This is a genomic window from Spirillospora sp. CA-108201 (assembly GCF_050936235.1).
GTDB lineage: Bacteria > Actinomycetota > Actinomycetes > Streptosporangiales > Streptosporangiaceae > Spirillospora.
In genome coordinates this window covers 7,645,734-7,666,759 of the sequence record NZ_JBNJNE010000001.1, presented here as the reverse complement: position 1 = coordinate 7,666,759, position 21,026 = coordinate 7,645,734, and the positions used below count along the sequence as shown (strand labels likewise).

Genomic DNA, 21,026 nt, shown 5'->3' with positions numbered 1-21,026 from the left:
GGGCGCCCCCGGATCCGCATGGCGATGCCATGGGAGATGTGGGAGGCGTGAACCGGTACCGCAGCGGTTGCACACCAAGTGTGCCAGATACCCGAACGTGCCGAGCTCACCGGTCATTCCCGATCACCCCGGAGTCGCCGGGCTAGCAGAGCCCCAGGTAGGCCAGGACCGCCATGACGCGGCGGTGGCCGCCCTGTGCGGGCTGGAGGCCGAGCTTCATGAAGATGTTGGAGATGTGCTTCTCCACGGCGCCCTCGGTGACGACGAGGTCGGCGGCGATCGCGCCGTTGGAGCGGCCCTGCGCCATCAGCCCGAGCACCTCGCGCTCGCGCGGGGTCAGCGCCTCCAGCGGGTCGCCGGTGCGGCGCCGGCCGAGCAGCTGGCCGATCACCTCGGGGTCGATGACCGTCCCGCCGGCGGCGATGCGGCGCACCGCGTCGATGAACTCCTCGACGTCCGACACCCGCTCCTTCAGCAGGTAGCCGACGCCCTGGGCGCCGCCGCCGATCAGGTCCGTGGCGTAGCGCTCCTCCACGTACTGCGACAGCACGAGGATCGGCGTGCCGGGGCGGCGCGCCCGGACGTCGAGGGCCGCGCGGAGCCCCTCGTCGGTGAACGAGGGCGGCATCCGGACGTCCACGATCGCGAGGTCGGGCGCGTGCTCCTCGACGATCCCGAGCAGCCCGGGGCCGTCGCCCACGGTCGCCGCCGTCTCGATCCCGGCGTCGGCGAGCAGCCGGACGAGCCCTTCCCGCAACAGCACCGAGTCCTCGGCTATCACTACCCGCATCCGGCCATTATCGTGCTCGCGGCGGCGCCGCGCGCCGGGATCACCACGTGCAGGGCAGATCCGCGCGCACGATCGTGGGGCCGCCGGGCGGGCTGTCCACGAGCAGCATGCCGTCGATCGTCGCCGCCCGGTCGGCCAGCCCGGCCAGGCCGCCGTCCGGCCGCGCGACCGCGCCGCCCACCCCGTTGTCGATCACCTCGACGACCACCCAGCGGTCCTCGCGGGCCACGCGGACGGACGCGCGGGTCGCGCGGGCGTACTTGGCGACGTTGGCGAGCGACTCGGCCACGATGAAGTAGGCGATGCTCTCGACCGCCGCCGGCGGGCGCTCCGGCAGGTCGACCTCCACCTCGACGGGGACGGGGGCGCGCCCGGCGAGCCCGGACAGCGCCGGGTCCAGGCCGCGGTCGGTGAGGATCGCCGGGTAGATCCCGCGCGCGAGGTCGCGCAGCTCGGAGATCGCCTCCCTGGTGCCCGCGTGCGCCTGCTCGATCAGCGCCCGCGCGCCCTCGGGGTCCTCGTCGAGCTTGGCGCGGGCGCGGCCGATGTCCATCGCCACGGCCAGCAGCCGCTGCTGCGCCCCGTCGTGCAGGTCCCGCTCGATGCGGCGCCGCTCGAACTCGGCCGCGTCCACCCCGCGGGCGCGGCTGGCCCGCAGGTGCTCGGTCCGCTCGCGCAGCGCGGCGTTCTCGGCCTGCGACGGGCTCGGGCCCAGCATCAGCGCGGCGAACGCGGCGTGCCCCATCGCCAGCGCGCGCGTCACGTACATCGCCGGGACGAGGAGCACCAGCCCGAGGACCGACATCGGCAGCGCCTCCACCGGATTGCCCGCCCAGTACGAGATCCCGAAGTTGACCTCTGCGCCGCCGGCCACCGCCACGACCGCCGGGAGGAACAGCAGCGTGCCCGTACCGGCCCACGCCGTCACCGACACGACGAACTCGACCAGCGTGATCGGGAACAGCACGGCGAAGTAGACCAGGTCCTTCCAGGTGGCGGGGTCCCCCGCCATCCCCTTCAGCCGGGTCAGCGGGTTGCGGCCCGCCGGCGTGCGGCGGTAGGGGGCCGGGATCCGGACGCCGAACGCCGCCCGGACGAACCTCCGCTCCAGCACCGCGCCGAACCGCCACGCCACCATCAGCATCGCCAGCAGCGGGACGCCCACCCAGATGATCAGCAGCCCGACCGACAGGGACAGCCCGACGGCGAGGACGACGAACCAGCCGAGCCCCCACGCCAGGCTGACGCCCAGGTACAGCGCCGAGCGCCAGGTCAGCGAGGACTTCGCCATCGCGAGCGGATGCCAGGACCGGTTCATGACGGACGCCGACCCGTCGCCGGCCCGCGTCGCCGTCGCCCACCGCGCCGCGGCCCACTGGACGGCGACGCCGCCCCCGGCGCCGGTGTCCTTGCTCAGCTCGCCCACGTCGTCCCTCCGTGCAACTCCGACCTGCGTTGGCCCTTTCCGTCCTGCGTGTCAAGCGTGCCGGGCGGGACGCGGGGCCGCCATGACGTCCGCCGCCCGATCGGAGGTGGGGCTAACCCCACCCCCGCCCCCGGGCGCGGACGGCGACGCCCCCGCCCGGAGGACCGGACGGGGGCGTGCGCGGCGCGTCTCAGCGATCGTCGGAGACGGTCGTCTTCTGCACCTGGAGCAGGAACTCGGCGTTGGACTTGGTCTCCTTCATCTTCTCGATGAGGAGCTCCAGCGCCTGCTGCGTGTCGAGCGCGTGCAGCACCCGGCGCAGCTGCCAGACGACCCGCAGCTCCTCCGGAGCCATGAGGATCTCCTCCTTGCGGGTGGAGGACTGGTCGACGTCCACCGCCGGGAAGATCCGCTTGTCGGCGAGCGACCGGTTGAGCTTCAGCTCCATGTTGCCGGTGCCCTTGAACTCCTCGAAGATGACCTCGTCCATGCGGGACCCGGTCTCCACCAGCGCGGTGGCGAGGATCGTCAGCGAGCCGCCGTTCTCGATGTTGCGCGCCGCGCCGAAGAACCGCTTCGGCGGGTACAGCGCGGTCGAGTCGACACCGCCGGACAGGATGCGGCCGGACGCGGGCGCCGCCAGGTTGTAGGCCCGGCCCAGGCGGGTGATCGAGTCGAGCAGCACGACGACGTCGTGGCCGAGCTCGACGAGCCGCTTGGCGCGCTCGATGGCCAGCTCCGCGACCGTGGTGTGGTCCTCGGCGGGACGGTCGAAGGTCGAGTGGATGACCTCGCCCTTCACCGTCCGCTGCATGTCGGTGACCTCTTCCGGACGCTCGTCCACGAGGACGACCATCAGGTGGCACTCCGGGTTGTTCTTGGTGATCGCGTTGGCGATCGCCTGGAGCACCATCGTCTTGCCGGCCTTCGGCGGCGACACGATCAGGCCGCGCTGGCCCTTGCCGATCGGCGACACCAGGTCGATGATCCGGGTCGTCAGGATGCCCGGGTCGGACTCCAGGCGCAGCCGCTCCTGCGGGTACAGCGGGGTCAGCTTGGAGAAGTCGACGCGGCCCTTGGCCTGGTCGGGCTCCACCCCGTTGACGGTGTCGAGGCGGACCAGCGCGTTGAACTTCTCGCGCCGCTCGCCCTCGCGCGCCTGCCGGACGGCGCCGGTGATGACGTCGCCCTTGCGCAGCCCGTTCTTGCGGACCTGCGCCAGCGAGACGTACACGTCGTTCGGGCCGGGCAGGTAGCCGGTCGTCCGGACGAAGGCGTAGTTGTCGAGGATGTCGAGGATGCCCGCGACGGGGATGAGGACGTCGTCCTCGGTGATCACCGGCTCCTCGTAGCGCTCGCGGCCGCGGCCGCGGTTGCGCTCCCGGAACCGGCGCCCGCGACGGCCCCGGCCGCCGCCGTCGTCGTCGTCGTGCTGGCCGCCGCCACCGCCCTGACCGCCGCCGCCCTGACCGCGCTGGCGTCCGCCGCCCTGGTCGCCGCGGTCGCCGCGGTCGCCGCGGTCGCCCCGCTCACCACGGTCACCACGGTCACCACGCTCGCCCCGCTCACGGCCCTCGCCGCGCTCACCACGCTCGCGGCCCTCGCCGCGCTCGCCGCGGTCGCCGCGCTCGCCACGGTCGCGGCCCTCGCCGCGCTCCCGGCCGCGCTGCCGCTGGCGTCCGCCGCCCTCGCGGCCCTCGCGGCCGTCGCGGTTGCCGTCGCGGCCGCCCTGGGACTCGCCGTCCTCGGCGTTCTGCTCGCGCCCCTGGTCGCGGCCCTGCCGCTCGCCGCGTCCCTCGGACGCTCCCCGGTCCTGCTTCTCGCCCCGCTGCCGGCCGCCCTGCCGGTCGGCCTTCTCCTGCCGGTCGCCCTGCGCGGCCTTCTCGGCCGTGCCGGACTGGCCCGCCGAGCCGGACTGCCCCTCGGACGCGGCCGCGTTCTCGGACGCGGGCGCCGCCGCGGGCGCGGCGTCGGCGATGGTGACCTGCTCCTCGGACACCTCGCGCTTGGCGGCGGTGCGGCCGCGGCGCGGACGCTCGGCCGTCACCGGGGCAGCGGCTCCCTGCTCGCCCCCCGCCGAGCCCTGCCCCTGGCCGCCCTGCTTCTCCTGAATGGCGGCGATGAGCTGGCTCTTGCGCATCCCGGTCGTGCCGGTGATGCCGAGGCTGGACGCGAGCGACTTGAGCTCGGGCAGCACCATCGCCGACAGGCCGGTGCCGCGGCGGCGCCGGGGGGCGGCGGTCTCCGCGCCGGCCGGAGCGGCGGCGGCTTCCGTGCTGGTCGCGTCCGTAAGGAGTTCGCTGGATTCGCTCACTAAGGGTCCTTCCCAGGGCGCGGGCGTTGGCCGGCGTTCGGCCAGTCGACCCGGTGGTGCGGCCCGGCGGGGGCGCCGGATCGGGCTCCGCTGATCACGATGGAACCGGGATCTGCGAGTTCTGGGCACAGCCAGATGGTGGACGGGACGTTCCGCTCGTGCGTGTCCCCGGTACCGCCACGTCCGAAGTTTCGCTGGAATGCCTGACAACGGGAAGTCACGGTGTCGGGGAGCCTGGTACGCGGGACCGACACGGCCGGAGGGCCGAAAAGGCGACGCGTGGCTGACGAGCACGCTGCCCCGAACGGGGCATCTGGTGCGGCAATCAGCCTAACATCACCAGGGCACACTGCTATTCCCCAGAGGTCGATGTCTTCGCATTTTACCTAGTGGAATCCTGCCGGAACGGCACCGGCCGGAGCGACGCGCGTCCCCCGCCCCCGGCGCCGTCGTCAGTCCCGGAACCCGGATTCTCCGGTCATGACGCGGGCGCCGCGGGTCGCGACGTCCAACGGGTGTTCGTGCCAGCCTTTACCCACTGCGCCGCCGATCGAATCAAGGCGTGACGCGGTTGTGAAGGCCAGGACAGTCGGGCCCGCACCGGAGATCACCGCCGGGACGCCCGCGTCCCGCAGCCGTGCGACGAGCGCCGCCGACTCGGGCATGGCCGGCGCGCGGTAGTCCTGGTGGAGCCGGTCCTCGGTCGCGTCGAGCAGGATCCCGGCGTCCAGGCCGCCGGTGAGCGCCGCGACGAGCAGCGCGGCGCGCCCCGCGTTGGCGGCGGCGTCGCCGTGCGGGACGGTCTCGGGCAGCAGGCCGCGGGCCCGCTCGGTCGCGAGCCGCTGCTCGGGAACGAGCGCGACGACCCGCGTGACCTGCGACTCCAGCCGCACCGAGCGGGGGCCGCCGGGCGCCGTCCAGGCGACGGTCAGCCCGCCGGCGAGGCACGGCGCCACGTTGTCGGGGTGGCCCTCGATCTCCGTCGCGAGGCGCAGCGCCCCGGCGTCGTCGAGGCGCTTCCCGCCGGGGTGCAGCGCGCGGGCCGCGACGATCCCGGCGACGATCGCGGCCGAGGAGGAGCCGAGGCCGCGGCTGTGCGGGATGCGGTTGCGGCACCGCAGCCGGAGCCCGTCCGGGCGCGCGGGACCGGTTCCGGCCAGGTCGTCCAGGACGTCGAAGGTCCGCCGCAACACCCGCACGATCAGGTGCCGCTCGCCGCGGTCGGCGACCTCGGCGCCCTCGCCGTCCACCTCGATGGACAGGCCGCCGTCGGTCGCCTCGACCTCGACGTCGTCGTACAGGGCCAGCGCGAGGCCGAGCGAGTCGAACCCCGGGCCCAGGTTGGCGCTGGTCGCCGGGGTCCGCACCAGCACCGGGCCGTCCTGCCAGCCCACCTCAGGTGAGGCCGAGCTCGGAAGCGGCGGAGTGCGCGTCCACCTTGATGGTCGTCGGCGCGGGCGCCCCGGAGATGGCCCAGTCGGGGTCCTTGAGGCCGTTGCCCGTCACGGTGCAGACGACGCGGGCGCCGGCCTCGACCCCGCCCTGCTCGGTGGCCTGGAGCAGGCCGGCGACGCTCGCCGCCGAGGCGGGCTCCACGAAGACGCCCTCCTCCCGGGCGAGGAGCCGGTAGGCGGCGAGGATCTGCCGGTCGGTGACCGAGTCGATCGCGCCGCCGGACTCGTCCCGCGCGGCGACCGCGAGGTCCCACGACGCGGGGTTGCCGATGCGGATCGCGGTGGCGATGGTCTGCGGCTTCAGGACGGGCTCGCCCTTGACGAACGGCGCCGCGCCGCTCGCCTGGAAGCCCAGCATGCGCGGGGTGCGCGAGGAGACGCCGTCCTTGGCGTACTCCTTGTAGCCCATCCAGTACGCGGAGATGTTTCCGGCGTTGCCGACGGGCAGGCAGTGGACGTCGGGCGCGTCGCCGAGCGTGTCCACGATCTCGAACGCGGCCGTCTTCTGGCCCTGCAGCCGGTACTTGTTGACCGAGTTGACCAGCGCCACCGGGTAGTCGACCGACAGCTTGCGGGCCAGTTCGAGGCAGTCGTCGAAGTTGCCGTCCACCTGGAGCAGCCGGGCGCCGTGCACCAGCGCCTGCGCCAGCTTGCCCATCGCGATCTTGCCGTTGGGGACCAGGACCGCGCAGGTCATCCCCGCCCGCACCGCGTACGCGGCGGCCGACGCGGAGGTGTTGCCGGTCGAGGCGCAGATGACGGCCTTGGCGCCCTCCTCGGCGGCCTTGCTGATCGCCATCGTCATGCCGCGGTCCTTGAACGACCCGGTCGGGTTGGCGCCCTCGACCTTGAGGAACACCTCGCAACGGGTCATCTGGGAGAGCCGCGGGGCGGGCACCAGGGGGGTACCGCCCTCCAGCAGGGTGACGGCGGGCGTCGCGTCCGTCACCGGAAGCCGGTCGCGGTACTCCTCGATAATGCCGCGCCACGCGCGGGCGTTCGCGTTCACTCGGTCTCCTCGGCTGACCTGCGATGTTCGACCGGAAGTCTACCGGGAAGGGCCCCGCCTCACTCGTCTCCCTCGACGCGCATGACGCTCGTCACCTCTCGGACGATCTCCAGCCCGCGCAGGCCCTCCACCGTCTCCGACAGCGCGGCGTCCGGCGCCCGGTGCGTCACCACGACGAGCTGCGCCTCCTCGCCAGAGCCCACCTGCCGGACGGCCTGGATCGACACCCCGTGCCTGGCGAACTCCTCGGCGACCGTGGCGAGCACGCCGGCCTCGTCCGTCACGTCCACCTCGATGTAGTAGCGCGTGACGGTCTCGCCCATCGGGAGCACCGGAAGCTTCGCGTAGGTGACCTCCACAGGGCCGGGCGTGCCGCCGACCACGTTGCGGGCCACCGCGACGAGGTCGCCGAGGATCGCCGACGCCGTGGGGGCGCCGCCCGCGCCCGCGCCGTAGAACATCAGCGAACCCGCCGACTCCGCCTCGACGAACACCGCGTTGTACGCCTCGCGGACGCTCGCCAGCGGGTGCGACCTGGGAATCATCGCCGGATAGACGCGGACCGACACTCCGCGGCCGTTGCGGCCGTCCTGCGACGGGATCCGCTCGCAGATGGCCAGGAGCTTGACGACGCAGCCCATGCCCTGGGCGCCCGCCACGTCGGCCGCGCTCACCTCGGTGATGCCCTCGCGGTGGACGTCCGCCGCCGTCACCGGCGTGTGGAAGGCGAGCTGCGCCAGGATCGCCGCCTTGGCCGCCGCGTCGAAACCCTCCACGTCGGCCGTCGGGTCGGCCTCCGCGTAGCCGAGTGCCTGCGCCTCCTCCAGCGACTCGGTGAAACCGGCGCCGTGCGTGTCCATCTGGTCGAGGACGTAGTTCGTGGTGCCGTTCACGATGCCGAGCACCCGGTGCACGTGGTCGCCGACCAGCGACTCCCTCAGCGGCCGCAGCAGCGGGATCGCGCCCGCCACCGACGCCTCGTAGTACAGGTCGGCGCCGTACTCCCGCGCCGCCGCGAACAGCGTCGCGCCGTCCTCGGCCAGCAGCGCCTTGTTCGCGGTGATGACCGACTTGCCGGTCTTCATCGCCTCCAGCATCAGCGTCCTGGCCGGCTCGATGCCGCCGATCACCTCGATGACGATGTCGACGTCGTCCCGGGTCACCAGCGCCTGCGCGTCCGTCGTCAGCAGCCCCGGATCGATGCCCGCGCGCACCCGGTCGGGCCTGCGCACGGCGATCCCCGCCAGCTCCAGCGGAACTCCGACGCGCGCGGCCAGATCGTCGGCCTGCTCGTTCAGCAGCCGGACGACCTCCGTCCCGACCACACCGCAACCGAGCAGCGCCACGCGCAGTCCGGGTTTCACGCTTCGACCTCCGCATCGAGCCGCAGCAGGTCCTCCGCGCTCTCCCGCCGGACGATCACTCGCGGCCTGCCGTCCCTCACCGCCACCACGGCCGGCTTCGGAACATGGTTGTAGTTGCTGGCCATCGACCGACAGTACGCACCGGTCGCCGCCACCGCCACCAGGTCCCCCGCCGAAAGATCTTCGGGGAACCACAGGTCCCGCACCACGATGTCGCCGCTCTCGCAGTGCTTGCCGACAAGCCTACTGAGCATGGGGGCGGCGTCGGACGTCCTGCTCGCCAGCACGCCCGTGTACTCGGCGCCGTACAGGGCCGTGCGCAGGTTGTCGGACATGCCGCCGTCGACCGACACGTACGTGCGCAGCCCCTCGACGTCCTTGACCGTCCCGACCTCGTACAGCGTGACGCCGCCGGGGCCGATGATCGCCCGTCCCGGCTCCACGGTCAGCCGCGGCATCGACAGCCCGTACGCCCGGCACTCGCGCGCCACGATGCCGCGCAGCCCGTCCGCGATCGACTTCGGGTCGTGCGGCTCCTCGCCCGGCACGTACGCGATGCCGTAGCCGCCGCCGAGGTCCAGCTCCGGAAGCTCGATCCCGTGCTCGTCCCGGATGGCCACCAGCAGCTCGGCCAGCCGGTGCGCGGCCACCTCGAACCCGTCCACCTCGAAGATCTGCGACCCGATGTGGCTGTGCAGCCCCACCAGTTCGAGCTGCGCCAGCTCCAGGACCCGCCGGACCGCCTCCAGCGCCGCCCCGGAACTCCGGGAGAACCCGAACTTCTGGTCGTCGTGCGCCGTGGCGATGAACTCGTGGGTGTGCGCCTCCACACCCGTGGTGACGCGCACCATCACCTTGGGCCGGACGCCCATCTCCCGGGCGAGGTACCCCACCCGGGCGATCTCCTCGTACGAGTCGAGCACGATCCGCCCGACCCCCGCCTCCAGGGCCTTCTCCAGCTCCCAGGGCGCCTTGTTGCTCCCGTGCAACGTGATGCGCTCGGTGGGAAAGCCGGCCGCCAGCGCCACGGCGAGCTCGCCCCCGCTGCACACGTCGAGGCCGAGCCCCTCCTCGTTCAGCCACCGCGCGACGGCCGTGCACAGGAACGCCTTGCCCGCGTAGTGGACGTCCCCGTCATGGAACGCCGCCGCGTACTCCCTGGCGCGGCTGCGGACGTCGTCCTCGTCATAGACGTAGAGAGGCGTCCCGTACTCCTTCGCCAGGTCCCTGACGTCCACGCCGCCGATGGTGAGGACGCCGTCCTCACGCTTGGAGTTCCGCGGCCACACGGCGGGCTCGAGCGCGTTCAGGTCCTCCGCCGGCCCCGCCGGATGATCCTCCGGCAGGACGTCGGCATGCCGCGGTCCAGCAGGGTGTACTCGACTCATATCCGCTCTCTAGGTGTTTCACCGATCATGTTCATCCCGTTGCCGAGGACCACCTCGACGGCCTCCGCCAAGCCGACCCGCCCCGCGTGCGCCGCCCCCGGCTCCTCATCGCCCACGGGCAGCGCGGGAAAGCGCTCGTGCACCTCGTGGTAAGCCCCGGCCACGCTCTCCAAGCACAACATCAGGGGCCTGGCGTCGCCTTCCCGCTCCGCCTGCGCTGCCCGTCCGGGAACGTCCCCCAACGCCCCCACGAGCTCCTCCGCACCACCCTCGAACGGCCCGGCCGCGACCCCGAGTTCCCGCGCCCAGCGCCCCACCCAACAGGCCCGCGCGTAGGCGTAACGCACCGAGAACCCCGGATTCTCGAACGTCCGGGGCCACTCGCTCCACCCGCCATGCGGCACCCGCGCGACCCCGTAACCAGGATCACGCCGGATGGACTCCACCAGCTCGGGCCCCACCACGAGCCTGACGAACCCGGGCCCGGAGACGCTCCCCCCGGCCCGCCGCGCGATCACCCGCGGATCGACGCCGAGCCTCAGCGCCACGGGACTCTCGAAGACCCCGCCGCCCCGCCCGAAGACCACGACCTCCTCGGGGACGGCGACATCGATCTCCCCCGCGTCCACGGCGTCCCGCACCGCCCGCACGAGAGCATCCCCTGGAGTCACCCTGGTGAGACTAGCCGACCACTATCTGGACACCGCGGCCAGTTTCCGCACCGTCTGGATCAGCTGGTTCGGGTCGAACGGCTTCGTCACGTACGCGTCGACACCGATCTCGTGCCCCCGCCGCACATCATGCTCCTGCGCCCGCGCCGTGATCATCACGACCCTGATGTGCGCGGTCCCGGGATCCTCCCGCAGCCGCACCGCGGTGACCCACCCGTCCAGCCGGGGCATCATCACGTCCAGCGTGATCACGTCCGGCCCTATCTCCACCACCTTGTCCAGGCAGTCCTGACCGTCGACCGCGGTCGACACCTCGAACCCCTCCAGTTGCAGGTTCACGGCGATGAGCTGGCGGATCACCTCGTCATCATCGACGACCAGCACGCGTCCCAGTGGCTCGGTCACGGCCTCGAAGTTAGCCCACTCCACCCCCCGGACGCACGGCGAACCTCCCCGTGCGCGTCACCCCGCCAACCCTGGTAACCTCATACCGCGTCGCGCCCCCTTAGCTCAGGGGATAGAGCAACGGCCTCCGGAGCCGTGTGCGCAGGTTCGAATCCTGCAGGGGGCACCTCAGACGACCACCGCAAACCCCGGTTGACCAGGCATCTTGTCTGTCGCCGGGGTTTGTTGCATATGCTGCCAAGTGCCAGCGGAAGCCGCCGATTGTCGCGCTTCCCGGAACATACGCGGAACGCGGTCACCGGGCGGCCGCGCATCGCGACGCGTCCGCCGGCTTCGCCCCATCCGCCCTCCACGGGGGCGCTCCGCCGTTATGGGCAGTAGTCGAGGCTCCGCTCGACCTTGGCGAGTACCTCGGCCCCCAACTCAGTCGCCAGAGCTGTCATCTCTGCCCGCTCAGCCTCTGTGACCGGCCGGTCTTCCTCAGCCAGCCAGTCCGCGACCGACTCGATCGCTGGGCCGTACTCAGCATGCGCAAGGAACTCCGTGCCCCCGCGGAGCTGGTCATCAGTCAGCCGATCCGCCACCAGACACAGGAGCGCCGCCATGCGCGTCTCCCATTCACGAATGGCGATGTAATCCTCATGCCTGCGGTACAAGCCCATGAGTCATCCCTATCGGCCTCCCACCACACCGCCAAGTGGGTTGAGGCGTGTTGCCGGTTGGGCTGGAAGGGTGGGGAAGAACAGCGGCTACGCCGCACGCCCAAGGCTGCCGCGGGGACCGGACACCGCGCGACGAGAGGGCTGCGGAGACGTCCCAGACGCTAGCCGGCCCAGAGGATGTCGATGATGCGGACGCTCTCTGCCTTGTCGTCGACGAGGAGGGTCAGCATGCCTTGGTTGCCGTTGCCGAAGAACGCATGGCGCAGCGCCGTCTGATCCCGCCGTTCCGGGACGGCGTCCCACGGGGACTCCAGGAGTTGGAGGAGCCGTTCAAGCAGTGGGCCGTTGCGGATCTCCTCGGGCAGCCCGTTCAGCTCGTACAGCGCGCGCCCGTGAAAGCCGTCGAAGCGGTAGGTCACACCTGGCCTTCCCAGCCCGGCGGCGTGTACCGCACGAAGGCGTCCTCACGGCCCTGCAGGGCGTCCTGGACAGCCTCCTCGTAGCCGGGACGGGCGTAGGCGATGGCTCGTAGGCGCCACTGCTGGAGCAGCGTTCTGACCTGTTTGAAGCGCGCCAGGTCGTGTGCGGCGTCCAGCGCCTGGTCGTACTCGGCCCGGAACTGCTCCCGGTGTGACCGCGGGAGCGCGTCGTAGATCGCGGCCGGATCCTCGCCGGGATCGTGCGGCGCGGGCGGTTCCTCGGGCTGGGCGGTCATGGCCCCAATCTACCTGTGCTCGTTGCGGAACATGCGCGGAACGGGCGGGCGCGGGAGAGGCAAGACAGAGCGTCCCAGCGCAGGTCAGAGGCCCTATGGCCGGTGATCAGGTAACCGCCCTCCGGAGCCGTGTGCGCAGGTTCGAATCCTGCAGGGGGCACCCCAAAACGATCAGCCGGTTCTCGCTGTTGACCAGCGGAAACCGGCTCTTCTCATTCCTGGCCCATGCAACACCAGACGGCACCACGGGCCGCCGTGTGTTCCATTTGTGTTCCAGCACCGAGGTCGCCGGCCGCAGACTCTTGGCGCCACGCGCCTGCCGGCCTGAACGACCGACTTACCCGCAACCCATTCGCGACGTCGTGGCAGTCGCGGCCGCCTCGTTCGTCGAACCCTGCCGAACGGCGGGGGGGCTTGCGGCGTCCAAGGGGCATGAGTCCCAGGTGTGAACGGTGTGATGGGCCGCTGGTGCCGGTGGAGTTCGGCAGGCCCGTCGGCGACGAGTTGTACAGGCGCCACGAACGTCGCGAGATCTACTACACCGGCGGGTGCATGGGCCCGGCGGAGCCGTGGTGGTGCTGGTCATGCGAGCGGCTCGCCGACCCCGAACCGCGTCCCGACCCCTCGATGACCGTGGAGGGCTACCAGCAGTCCGTGCTCATTCGCATGCGCGAGATCGCTCCGGAGGCGCCGCTGCCTGTGCCGGCGCCCTACGACGATCCGCCGGCCCATCTGTTGGAGGAGGCCGGCCGGTGGAGGAACATGCAGCTGCCGAAGATCAAGGATCTGGCTGTGGTCCTGGGTGATCCGGTGGACGGCGGCCCCTCCCGTCACCGGTTCGCCCTGCCGCTCTGGCCCGATTTCTGGCTTGAGCACACGAGTTCGGAGGAACAGTTCTTCGGCCTCCAGAGCATGACGGACAACGCGGAGTACGTCGTCGACCGCCGGTTCGTGCGCAAATCGGGAGAGCCGATGCGGTCACCCGACGACCTGCGCCCCTGGTCGGTGCTCCGGCTCGAAGCCGAGGCGTTCTTCGGCTGGGAACCGACCCGGACGCCCAACAGCTATTACCACATCGTTCCGTTCGAGCTCGATGGGCGCCCGATGAAGGCCTACTTCGTCTACGAACTCCTCGTGCACGTCGAGGAATCCTCGACCGACTAGTGCCGCCATACCGATCAGCCGATCGGTCAAGACCCACAACAACGCGACGAGCCTGAGTCCATGAGGCCATACCAGGGCCCTGAAGTGAGTTCCTCAGATGCGTCATCAGAATTGTACTGGTGAGTGCATTTATCCAACTTGCTCCAAGCGCCGAGCGTCGCCGTTCTCGAAACGTGGTTGAGGGCGTCTGCCTGTGGGGCGGAGCCGGGGCTCAGCTGTCAGGCGTCGAGGAGTCGCCGAAGACTTCGGCCACCATTTCTTGGACTCGGCCGTAGAGATGTGCGTGTGGCGACGCGTCCAAGCCTTCAGCTCGGAAAACCGCGTCCGTGAAGCCATCCACGTCGCCGGGTGGCGAGTCGCACAGCGCATCCTGATCCTGCGGCGGCAGGCAGAAACCGAGTTCAACGCAGAGGTCACGGAGCAGAAGTGCGACGTCCTCGCGGGACAGCTTTGTCGGTTCCACTGCTCTACGGTGACACACCGCCCAGCGAGTGGGGAGGGTCAGCAGGCCAGGGCATATGCCACCGAGCCGGTGCTCAGCAGGATCGGCATGCCGAATGCGATGGGCGTGTCGGGGAGTTAACGGGTGGTGTCGTGCGGGCCTATTATCGTCGCGACTTCCTTGTGCGGAGGCATGGCGCGATGATCATCTGGAGGGGTGGCGGCATTGCGGCCATCGCCTACGTGGGCGTGGGGGCGGGGCTTGGGTATCTGATCGGAGGGGAGCTCGGGCTCTGGTCGGGCGTCCGCCCGAGGAGCAGGATCAGCACGAGCTGTGGTTCGTTCTGATTCAGTATTGGGGAATGGGGGGCGCGCTCGTCGGTGCGTACCAGGTCATCGTTTACTTCCTGCCCTGAGCTGGTCTACGGCAGCTGCTTGCGCATTAGTGTGCACACCGTCTCGTAGCGGGTGATGGTTCCGTCGACGCTCTCTACTTCCCACGACTCGGGGGCTTGGCCGTAGGGGACGTAGCCGAGACGCTTGGTCGCTACTGTCCCGTTGCGCGATCGGTCGTTTCGAGGGTGGGCGTGTCCTGCGGGGCCTGTTTTCTGGTGATTATCAGGAGGGCTCTGTCGTCTGTCAGCTTTCCTCTGGCGTACTGCTCAAGGTCTTGGCGGACGGTTGGGGCGATTTCGGTGGGGGCCAGGTCTTTCCAAGTCGGCAGGCGCTCTTTCAGGGGGTAGAAGGCGCCTGAGGGGTTGCGGGTTTCGGTGATGCCGTCGGTGCAGAGGAGGAGGGTGGAGTCGGTCGGGAAGTTGAAGGCCGTGACCTTTCGTGGTTCTGAGCTCAGGGAGGCCAGGCCCAGTGGCAGGGCTGGTTCTCCCAGGGGGACCTGGCCGGTTTCCCGGTCGGACAGCAGGTAGGGCGGGATGTGACCGCAGTTGATGGCTTGGGCCGTTGTCCGCGGGCCGATGTCCAGGATCAGGGCTGTGACGAATCGTTGCTCCTCGCCTGACTGGGCGGCGAAGGAGTTGTGTCGCAGGACCGAGTTCTCCAGGGCGTTCACGACGGCGGTGAGGGTGGGCTCCGCCAGGGCCGCCTCGCGGAAGGAGCTGAGCACCGCGAAGGCGGCGCTGATGGCGGGGAGGCCCTTGCCCTGGACGTCGGCGATGAGGACGCGGCTGCCGTACGGGGTCGGCATGGCCTCGTAGACGTCGCCGCCGACCATGCTGTCCTCCTCGACCGGCTCGTACAGGCCGTGGACGACGAGTTCGGCGGTGGCGAGGGGGAACGGGCGCAGGATCTGGCGCTGGAGGGCGGCGGCCGCGGAGCGGAGGCGGCTGATCTCCCTTTCCTGGCGGATGCGCCGGACCGCCTGGACCACGCTCAGGCCGTTGAGCGCGACGGCGAAGGTGATCACGCTGGCGGTGGCCGCCGCGTTCGCCGGCGGGCTGCGGATCAGGGAGCCGATGATGACCAGGATCGTCCAGACGGAGGCGACCGTGGTCTGCCGGACCGTTCCACGGCCGGCGATCAGAGTAGGGAGGAAGACCAGGAACGGGGCGAAGCCCGTCTCCCTGCCGAGCGCGACGCCGGTCACCGCGAGGGCGGCCGTGATCCCCACCATCCATCCCGCCACGACCCGCCAGGTGAGGCCCCCGCCCCGTCCCGTGGCGCCGTCCGGATCCTCCGAGATGCGCATCTCCTGCCCCGCCGAAAGCCGTCCCTGCTGTGATCATTAGAACACGCACCGCGGTTTCCAGGGGTGCGGTCCGCTCAGGGCTCTCGTTCGACGGGCGGCGGTCCGGCGCCGACGCGGTGTCGCGTCGACGCCGAACCGATGATCACTCCGCGTAGGGCTGGTCGGCGCCCTGGGCGCTGTAGCCGAGGCTCCAGACGTAGCCGTCCGGGTCGGCGAAGGTGCCGCCGTACCCGCCCCACGGCAGGGCGCCGGCGGGCTTGAGGATCGTGGCGCCGGCCTTCTCGGCCTCCGCCATGACCTCGTCGACGCGCGCCTCGCTGCGGACGACGTAGGTGAGCACCAGCCCGCTGAAGCCGCTGCCGTCCGGGCTCGTGCCGACCAGGTCGGCGAGGCCGTCGCGGCCGTAGAAGCCGACGGGCGAGGCTCCGTCCGACTCGAAGAACACCGAGATGCCGTAGTCGTTCTTGATCTTCCAGCCGAGGCCCTCGGTGTAGAACTGCTTGGCCCGGTCCATGTCCCGGACGCCCAGCAGGATCGAGCTCACGTGCGCCTTCATGTCGTGTCCCCCTTGGATGCGTGGTCGTCTGCCTTGCAGGGATCACGCTACGTAAGGGGAGGGGGGAGGTACTTCTCGATTCCTGATCGATCCTCCGGGCGGGTTCAGCAGGGGTGGAGGTCCAGTGCGGCGCGGATGATCGAGTCCGCGTCTATGCCGTGGTGGCGGTGGACGTCCTCCATGGAGCCCGACTGGCCGAAGGCGGTGACGCCCAGGGGCGTGCAGGGGACGTTGTTCACGCCGGCCAGGAAGGCCAGGGTGTGGGGGTGGCCGTCCAGGACGGTGACCAGCGGCGTCGCGCGGGAGGCGGGGAACGCCTGGTCGAGGATCCAGTTCGGGCCGTCGTCCTGGCCCTGGCGGGAGCGCAGGGCCTGGAAGAGCAGCCCGGGGCTGGTCACGCAGACCACGTCCGTGCCCACGCCGGCCTGCTCCAGGCGGTCGGCGGCGGCCAGGGCCTCGGGGACGAGGGCGCCCATCGCCGCGAGGGTGACGGCGGGACGGGCGGAGCGGCGCAGCGGGTAGGCGCCGGCGATCACCTGGCGGCGGCGGCGCTCGCGGGCGGCCGGGTCGGCCGGGACGTCCGCGAGGGTCTGGTCGACGGGACGGGTCGACAGGCGCAGGTAGGCGGAGCCGCCGTCCGGGCGGCCGAGGCGGGCCATGCTCGCGAGCAGCGTCCACTCGGTGTCGAGGACGAACGCGGGCTCGTAGGCGACGCAGCCCGGCTGCTCGACGCCGATCGACGGGGTGACGATGGACTGGTGCGCGCCGCCCTCGGGGGCCAGCGTGACGCCGGACGGGGTGCCGATCAGGATCGACTGGCCGCCCGCGTAGATGCCGAACGACCAGGGTTCGAGCGCGCGGCCGACGAACGGGTCGTACAGGACGCCGATCGGGAACAGGGGGCGGTTCCAGCGGCTCCAGGTGGCGCCGAGTTCGCCGAGGAGGCCGACCAGGTTGGTCTCGGCGATGCCGAGTTCGATGTGCTGGCCCGCCGGGCCCTCGCGCCAGTGCAGGATCGTCTCGCCGTCGTCGGCGAACCAGTCGCGGCGTTCGGAGGTCGACCAGACGCCGGCCTTGTTCACCCAGCCGCCGAGGTTGGTGCTGGAGCTGACGTCCGGGCTCACGGTGACGACGCGGGCGGCGGCGTCGGGGGCCTCGCGGGTGAGGTCGAGCAGGAGGCGGCCGAGGGCGGCCTGGGTGGTGGCGGTGCCCTTGGGGGTCCGGCCGATGTCGTCCGGCACGGAGGGCGGGGCCTGGAGATCGGCGGGGGCGCGGCGCAGGCGCGCGGCCGTCTCGGCGCACAGGCGGGCGGCGTCCGAACCCTCCTCGAAACGGGCCCAGGGGGCGTCCGGGTCGGCGCCCAGGCGCGGAGCGAGCTCGGCGATCTGGTCGGCGGTGAGGAGCGAGGAGTGGTTCTGCGGGTGGCCCTCGCTGGGGAGGCCGTGGCCCTTGACCGTGTACGCGAACATCACGGTCGGCCGGGTGTCGTCGATGGCGTCGAACGCCTCGGCCAGGGTGCCGGGGTCGTGGCCGCCGAGGTTGCGCAGGGCCGCGAGGAGGGTGGCGTCGTCGAGTTCCGCGATGAGGCGGGCGACGGGCTCGCTGCCGCCGGGGAGGCGGTCGCGGAGTTCGGCGGCGTCGCAGCGCAGCAGGCGCTGGTACTCCGGGTTGGGCATCGCGTCGATGCGGGCGCGCAGGTCCTCGCCGCCGGGGCGCTCGAACAGCCCGGTGAGGAGCCGGCCGTACTTCAGCGTCAGCACCTGCCAGCCGGCGGCGGCGAACATGCCCTTCAGCCGGTGCGCGGCCAGGTACGGGACGACGCGGTCGAGGGACTGCCGGTTGAGGTCGACGATCCACACGATCTCGCCCAGGTCGGCGACGCCCGGGTCGAGGATCGCCTCCCAGACGGCGCCCTCGTCCAGTTCGGCGTCGCCGACCAGGGAGTACTGGCGTCCGGCGGGCGCCCCCTCCACGTACCGGCGGGCGACCGCGCCCCAGATCGGCGCGGTGGCCCCGATGCCCACCGATCCGGTGGAGTAGTCGACGGGGTCGGGGTCCTTGGTCCGGCTGGGGTAGCTCTGGAGCCCGCCGAACTCGCGCAGGGTCGTCAGGTACCGCTCGTCCAGCTCGCCGAGCAGGTAGTTGATCGCGTGCAGGACGGGGGAGGCGTGCGGCTTGACCGAGACGCGGTCCTGCGGGCCGAGGTGGCGGAACCACAGCGCGGTCATGATGGACGCGATCGACGCCGAGGACGCCTGGTGGCCGCCCACCTTCAGCCCGGACGGGTTGGGCCGGACGCGGTTGGCGTGGTGCACGATGGCCGTGGACAGCCACAGCACCCGCCGCTCGACCTCCTCCAGCACGCCGGAGTGCGTGGCCGTCGCCACAGGATCGTTCATCGTCGGCTCCTTCGCCTCAGCGCCAGGGCGGGGTCAGGTCGACGGAGATCGACTGGATCTCCGTGACGGCCTCCGCGATGTAGCGGCCGCCCAGCCGGCCGTGCCCGCTGTCGGTGCCCGGCGCACCGCCGAACGGCAGGTGCAGCTCCCAGTAGTTGCTGGTGTCGTTGACGGTGACCTGGCCCGCGCGGAGCCGGCCGGCCACCGCCAGGGTACGGTCCAGATCGCGTCCGAAGACCGCCGAGCTGAGCCCGTAGCGGCCCCGGTTGGCGGCGGCGAGGATGGCCTCGGTGTCGTCGGCGACCCGGAGCACTGGCGCCAGGGGGCCGAACGTCTCCTCGCTCATGGCCGCGGCCTCCGCGTCCAGCCCGACCAGGACGGTGGGACGCCAGTACAGGTCGGTGGGGCGGTCCGGCAGGGGGCCGCCGCCGAAGGCCGTCCGGCCGCCGCGGGCCAGGGCGTCGGCGACGTGCCGGGCCATCGTGTCGGCCACACCGCGCGTGTGCACCGGTCCCATGGTGGTGCCCGCCTCGAAGGGCGACCCGACCACCTCGCGCCGGGCCTCTTCGACCAGGCGTTCCTCCAGTTCGGCCGCGACCGATTCGGCGACGACGACCCGTCCCGCGGCCGAGCAGGACTGGCCCGAGTTGGCGAACGCCGCCGAGGCGATCGCCGGGGCGGCCCGGTCCAGGTCGGCGTCGGGCAGCACCACGATGGGCCCGTTGCCGCCCAGTTCCATCACCTGGGCCTTGCCCGCGGCGAGGCGGGCGATCTCGGCGCCCGCCTTCGAGCTGCCGGTGAACCCGACGCCGTTGACGGCGGGATGGGAGACCAGGCGCTGCGCCGGGCCGAGGTCGGGGCCGGTGATCAGGTTGACCAGGCCGGGCGGGACGCCGGCGTCCTCGATGCAGTCGCAGAGCGCGCCCGCCACCGCCGCCATGGAGGGGGCCGGACGCCAGACGACGGCGTTGCCGCAGGCCAGCAGCGGTCCGAGGTACTCCACGGGGATGTTCACCGGGAAGTTGAAGGGGGTCATCACGGCGAACACGCCGCGCGGTCTGCGGGTCGTCAGCACGAGCTTGGCGCCGTCGCGCGCCGGGATGGTCTCGCCGCCGAGCCGCTTGGCCTCCTCGGCGGCGAGCCGGAAGCCGTCGGCGGCCAGCCGGATCTCGGCCTCGGCCTGGTCCACCGGCTTGCCGTGTTCGAGGGACAGGAGCCGGGCCATGACCGCGGCGCGCTCCTCGACCAGGCCGGCGATCCGGTGGCACCGGTCCGCCCGGGTGAACGCGCTCTCCTGGCGGTGCGCCTCGAACGCCTCCGCGGCGGCGGCCACCGCGGCGTCCACGTCGGACTCCGCGGCCCGCGCGACGGCGGCGATCCGCTCCCCGGTCGCCGGGCTCACCGCGTCGTAGACCGCCTCCCCGCGGGCGGCGCGGGCGCGGCCTCCGATCCGCAGGGCGACATCGTCAGGCATTCCGGACCTCCTTGGCGGCCGCCGGGGCGGGCGTCCACGCGACCGCGTCGCCGTTCCCGGAGTCGAACAGATGGACCTTCCCGGGACGGACGCGCATCGACACCTGGGCGCCGGCGTCCAGGTCGACGTCCGGGTCGGCGCGGGCGATGACGTCGCCGGACGGGAACGAGGCCACGACGATCGCCTCCACCCCGAGCCGCTCGATCAGGCGGACGCGGCCCGCCGCGCCGGAACCGTCCGGCTCCAGGGTGACGTCCTCGGGGCGGACGCCGAGCGTCAGGCCGTCCCGGGCGGCGCCGGTCCAGCCGATCGGCACCGTCCAGTCGCCGTGCGCGAACGAACCGCCGGCGTCCACCGCGCCCGGCACGAAGTTCATGCCGGGCGTCCCGACGAAGCCGGCGACGAACCGGTTCGCGGGCCGCCGGTAGAGGTCGAGCGGCGGGGCCTCCTGCTGCACCACGCCCCCGTTCATGACGACGACCTGGTCGGCCATGCTCATGGCCTCCCCCTGGTCGTGCGTGACGTACACGAAGGTGCCGCCGAGTTCGCGTTGCAGTTCGCGCAGGCTGATGCGCATGTCGGCGCGGAGCTTGGCGTCGAGGTTGCTGAGCGGCTCGTCCAGCAGGAAGACGTTGGGGCGGCGGACGATCGCCCGCGCCAGGGCCACCCGCTGCTGCTGGCCCCCCGACAGCTGGCGCGGCTTGCGGTCCAGGAGCGCGCCGATGCTGAGCATGTCGGCGACCTCGGCGACACGCGCCGCGATGTCGGCGGCGGGCAGCTTGCGCAGCTTGAGGGCGAACGAGATGTTCTCCCGCACGCTGCGGTTCGGGTAGAGCGCGTACGACTGGAACACCATCGCGACGTCGCGCTTGTTCGGCGGGACGTCCTGCACCTGCACGCCGTCGAACAGGATCTCCCCGGAGGACACCTCCTCCAGCCCGGAGATCATGTTGAGGGTGGTCGTCTTGCCGCACCCGCTCGGGCCGAGCAGCACGGTGAAGGCGCCGTCCTCGATGGTCAGGTCGACCGAGTCGACGATCAGCGTGTCACCGAACCGCTTGGTGACCTGCCGGAGTTCGATACTGGACACGC

General features: G+C 71.8%; 19 protein-coding genes and 1 tRNA gene. 2 read left to right on the top strand and 18 right to left on the bottom strand.

Annotation, left to right across the window (positions count from 1 at the left end; translation table 11 throughout):
* Positions 1-142: 142 nt before the first annotated feature.
* The 9 genes from ACQEU6_RS36800 to ACQEU6_RS36760 form a co-directional block, all read right to left on the bottom strand.
* Entirely contained in the window at positions 143-790 is a 648-nt protein-coding gene (locus ACQEU6_RS36800) for a response regulator transcription factor (protein WP_499338252.1), read from the bottom strand.
* A gap of 40 nt (positions 791-830) precedes the next feature.
* Positions 831-2,216, bottom strand: coding sequence for a sensor histidine kinase (locus ACQEU6_RS36795; RefSeq protein ID WP_499338250.1), 1,386 nt, complete (start codon positions 2,214-2,216; stop codon positions 831-833).
* A 190-nt stretch (positions 2,217-2,406) separates the two neighbouring features.
* Complete coding sequence (rho, locus tag ACQEU6_RS36790) at positions 2,407-4,530, bottom strand: transcription termination factor Rho (RefSeq protein WP_499338248.1); 2,124 nt, start codon at positions 4,528-4,530, stop codon at positions 2,407-2,409.
* A 452-nt stretch (positions 4,531-4,982) separates the two neighbouring features.
* On the bottom strand, positions 4,983-5,903 hold the full coding sequence (gene thrB / locus ACQEU6_RS36785; RefSeq protein ID WP_499338247.1) for a homoserine kinase: 921 nt from the start codon (positions 5,901-5,903) through the stop codon (positions 4,983-4,985).
* A gap of 22 nt (positions 5,904-5,925) precedes the next feature.
* A complete protein-coding gene (gene thrC / locus ACQEU6_RS36780; RefSeq protein ID WP_499338245.1) occupies positions 5,926-6,993 on the bottom strand; it encodes a threonine synthase in 1,068 nt (355 codons plus the stop codon).
* Between the two features lie 59 nt (positions 6,994-7,052).
* Positions 7,053-8,357, bottom strand: a complete 1,305-nt coding sequence (locus tag ACQEU6_RS36775) for a homoserine dehydrogenase (RefSeq protein ID WP_499338244.1) — start codon at positions 8,355-8,357, stop codon at positions 7,053-7,055.
* The gene (gene lysA, locus ACQEU6_RS36770) at positions 8,354-9,745 is read right to left on the bottom strand and encodes a diaminopimelate decarboxylase (protein ID WP_499338242.1); all 1,392 of its coding nucleotides are present in this window, start codon (positions 9,743-9,745) and stop codon (positions 8,354-8,356) included. Before lysA ends, ACQEU6_RS36775 begins: the two co-directional genes overlap by 4 nt.
* Positions 9,742-10,416: a DALR anticodon-binding domain-containing protein gene (locus ACQEU6_RS36765; protein WP_499338240.1), complete on the bottom strand. Its 675-nt coding sequence runs from the start codon at positions 10,414-10,416 to the stop codon at positions 9,742-9,744. Before ACQEU6_RS36765 ends, lysA begins: the two co-directional genes overlap by 4 nt.
* 21 nt (positions 10,417-10,437) lie before the next feature.
* Entirely contained in the window at positions 10,438-10,800 is a 363-nt protein-coding gene (locus ACQEU6_RS36760) for a response regulator transcription factor (protein WP_258942170.1), read from the bottom strand.
* Positions 10,801-10,915: 115 nt separating this feature from the next.
* Between ACQEU6_RS36760 and ACQEU6_RS36755 the strand changes: the two genes are divergently transcribed.
* Positions 10,916-10,987 (top strand) — tRNA-Arg (locus tag ACQEU6_RS36755).
* Positions 10,988-11,189: 202 nt separating this feature from the next.
* Here ACQEU6_RS36755 and ACQEU6_RS36750 read toward each other — a convergent pair.
* The 3 genes from ACQEU6_RS36750 to ACQEU6_RS36740 all read right to left on the bottom strand — a co-directional run bounded on the left by ACQEU6_RS36750 (position 11,190) and on the right by ACQEU6_RS36740 (position 12,198).
* On the bottom strand, positions 11,190-11,483 hold the full coding sequence (locus ACQEU6_RS36750; RefSeq protein ID WP_499338238.1) for a MafI family immunity protein: 294 nt from the start codon (positions 11,481-11,483) through the stop codon (positions 11,190-11,192).
* A 161-nt stretch (positions 11,484-11,644) separates the two neighbouring features.
* A complete protein-coding gene (locus ACQEU6_RS36745) occupies positions 11,645-11,902 on the bottom strand; it encodes a hypothetical protein (protein WP_499338237.1) in 258 nt (85 codons plus the stop codon).
* A complete protein-coding gene (locus tag ACQEU6_RS36740; protein WP_499338236.1) occupies positions 11,899-12,198 on the bottom strand; it encodes a DUF6247 family protein in 300 nt (99 codons plus the stop codon). The genes ACQEU6_RS36745 and ACQEU6_RS36740 overlap by 4 nt, the downstream gene beginning before the upstream one ends.
* A gap of 552 nt (positions 12,199-12,750) precedes the next feature.
* Here ACQEU6_RS36740 and ACQEU6_RS36735 point away from each other — a divergent pair.
* The gene (locus tag ACQEU6_RS36735) at positions 12,751-13,362 is read left to right on the top strand and encodes a hypothetical protein (protein WP_499338235.1); all 612 of its coding nucleotides are present in this window, start codon (positions 12,751-12,753) and stop codon (positions 13,360-13,362) included.
* Between the two features lie 211 nt (positions 13,363-13,573).
* Here the strand turns inward: ACQEU6_RS36735 and ACQEU6_RS36730 are convergent, their stop codons facing one another.
* The 6 genes from ACQEU6_RS36730 to ACQEU6_RS36705 form a co-directional block, all read right to left on the bottom strand.
* A complete protein-coding gene (locus ACQEU6_RS36730) occupies positions 13,574-13,825 on the bottom strand; it encodes a hypothetical protein (protein WP_499338234.1) in 252 nt (83 codons plus the stop codon).
* Positions 13,826-14,350: 525 nt separating this feature from the next.
* Positions 14,351-15,505: a PP2C family protein-serine/threonine phosphatase gene (locus ACQEU6_RS36725; protein ID WP_499338233.1), complete on the bottom strand. Its 1,155-nt coding sequence runs from the start codon at positions 15,503-15,505 to the stop codon at positions 14,351-14,353.
* Positions 15,506-15,647: 142 nt separating this feature from the next.
* A complete protein-coding gene (locus ACQEU6_RS36720) occupies positions 15,648-16,061 on the bottom strand; it encodes a VOC family protein (protein ID WP_499338231.1) in 414 nt (137 codons plus the stop codon).
* A 104-nt stretch (positions 16,062-16,165) separates the two neighbouring features.
* Positions 16,166-18,460 carry a thiamine pyrophosphate-binding protein gene (locus ACQEU6_RS36715; protein WP_499338229.1) on the bottom strand — a complete coding sequence of 765 codons (2,295 nt, stop codon included), beginning with the start codon at positions 18,458-18,460 and terminating at the stop codon, positions 16,166-16,168.
* A gap of 16 nt (positions 18,461-18,476) precedes the next feature.
* Positions 18,477-19,934, bottom strand: a complete 1,458-nt coding sequence (locus ACQEU6_RS36710) for an aldehyde dehydrogenase family protein (protein ID WP_499338228.1) — start codon at positions 19,932-19,934, stop codon at positions 18,477-18,479.
* Positions 19,927-21,024 carry an ABC transporter ATP-binding protein gene (locus ACQEU6_RS36705; protein ID WP_499338226.1) on the bottom strand — a complete coding sequence of 366 codons (1,098 nt, stop codon included), beginning with the start codon at positions 21,022-21,024 and terminating at the stop codon, positions 19,927-19,929. Before ACQEU6_RS36705 ends, ACQEU6_RS36710 begins: the two co-directional genes overlap by 8 nt.
* Positions 21,025-21,026: the final 2 nt, after the last annotated feature.

What these genes read in the sequence shown, in the direction of transcription:
- ACQEU6_RS36800 (WP_499338252.1), bottom strand. Translation starts at nt 790, where the DNA reads ATGCGGGTAGTGATAGCCGAGGACTCGGTGCTGTTGCGGGAAGGGCTC.
- lysA (WP_499338242.1), bottom strand. Translation starts at nt 9,745, where the DNA reads ATGAGTCGAGTACACCCTGCTGGACCGCGGCATGCCGACGTCCTGCCG.
- ACQEU6_RS36750 (WP_499338238.1), bottom strand. Translation starts at nt 11,483, where the DNA reads ATGGGCTTGTACCGCAGGCATGAGGATTACATCGCCATTCGTGAATGG.
- ACQEU6_RS36740 (WP_499338236.1), bottom strand. Translation starts at nt 12,198, where the DNA reads ATGACCGCCCAGCCCGAGGAACCGCCCGCGCCGCACGATCCCGGCGAG.
- ACQEU6_RS36735 (WP_499338235.1), top strand. Translation starts at nt 12,751, where the DNA reads ATGGGCCCGGCGGAGCCGTGGTGGTGCTGGTCATGCGAGCGGCTCGCC.
- ACQEU6_RS36725 (WP_499338233.1), bottom strand. Translation starts at nt 15,505, where the DNA reads ATGCGCATCTCGGAGGATCCGGACGGCGCCACGGGACGGGGCGGGGGC.
- ACQEU6_RS36720 (WP_499338231.1), bottom strand. Translation starts at nt 16,061, where the DNA reads ATGAAGGCGCACGTGAGCTCGATCCTGCTGGGCGTCCGGGACATGGAC.
- ACQEU6_RS36715 (WP_499338229.1), bottom strand. Translation starts at nt 18,460, where the DNA reads ATGAACGATCCTGTGGCGACGGCCACGCACTCCGGCGTGCTGGAGGAG.
- ACQEU6_RS36710 (WP_499338228.1), bottom strand. Translation starts at nt 19,934, where the DNA reads ATGCCTGACGATGTCGCCCTGCGGATCGGAGGCCGCGCCCGCGCCGCC.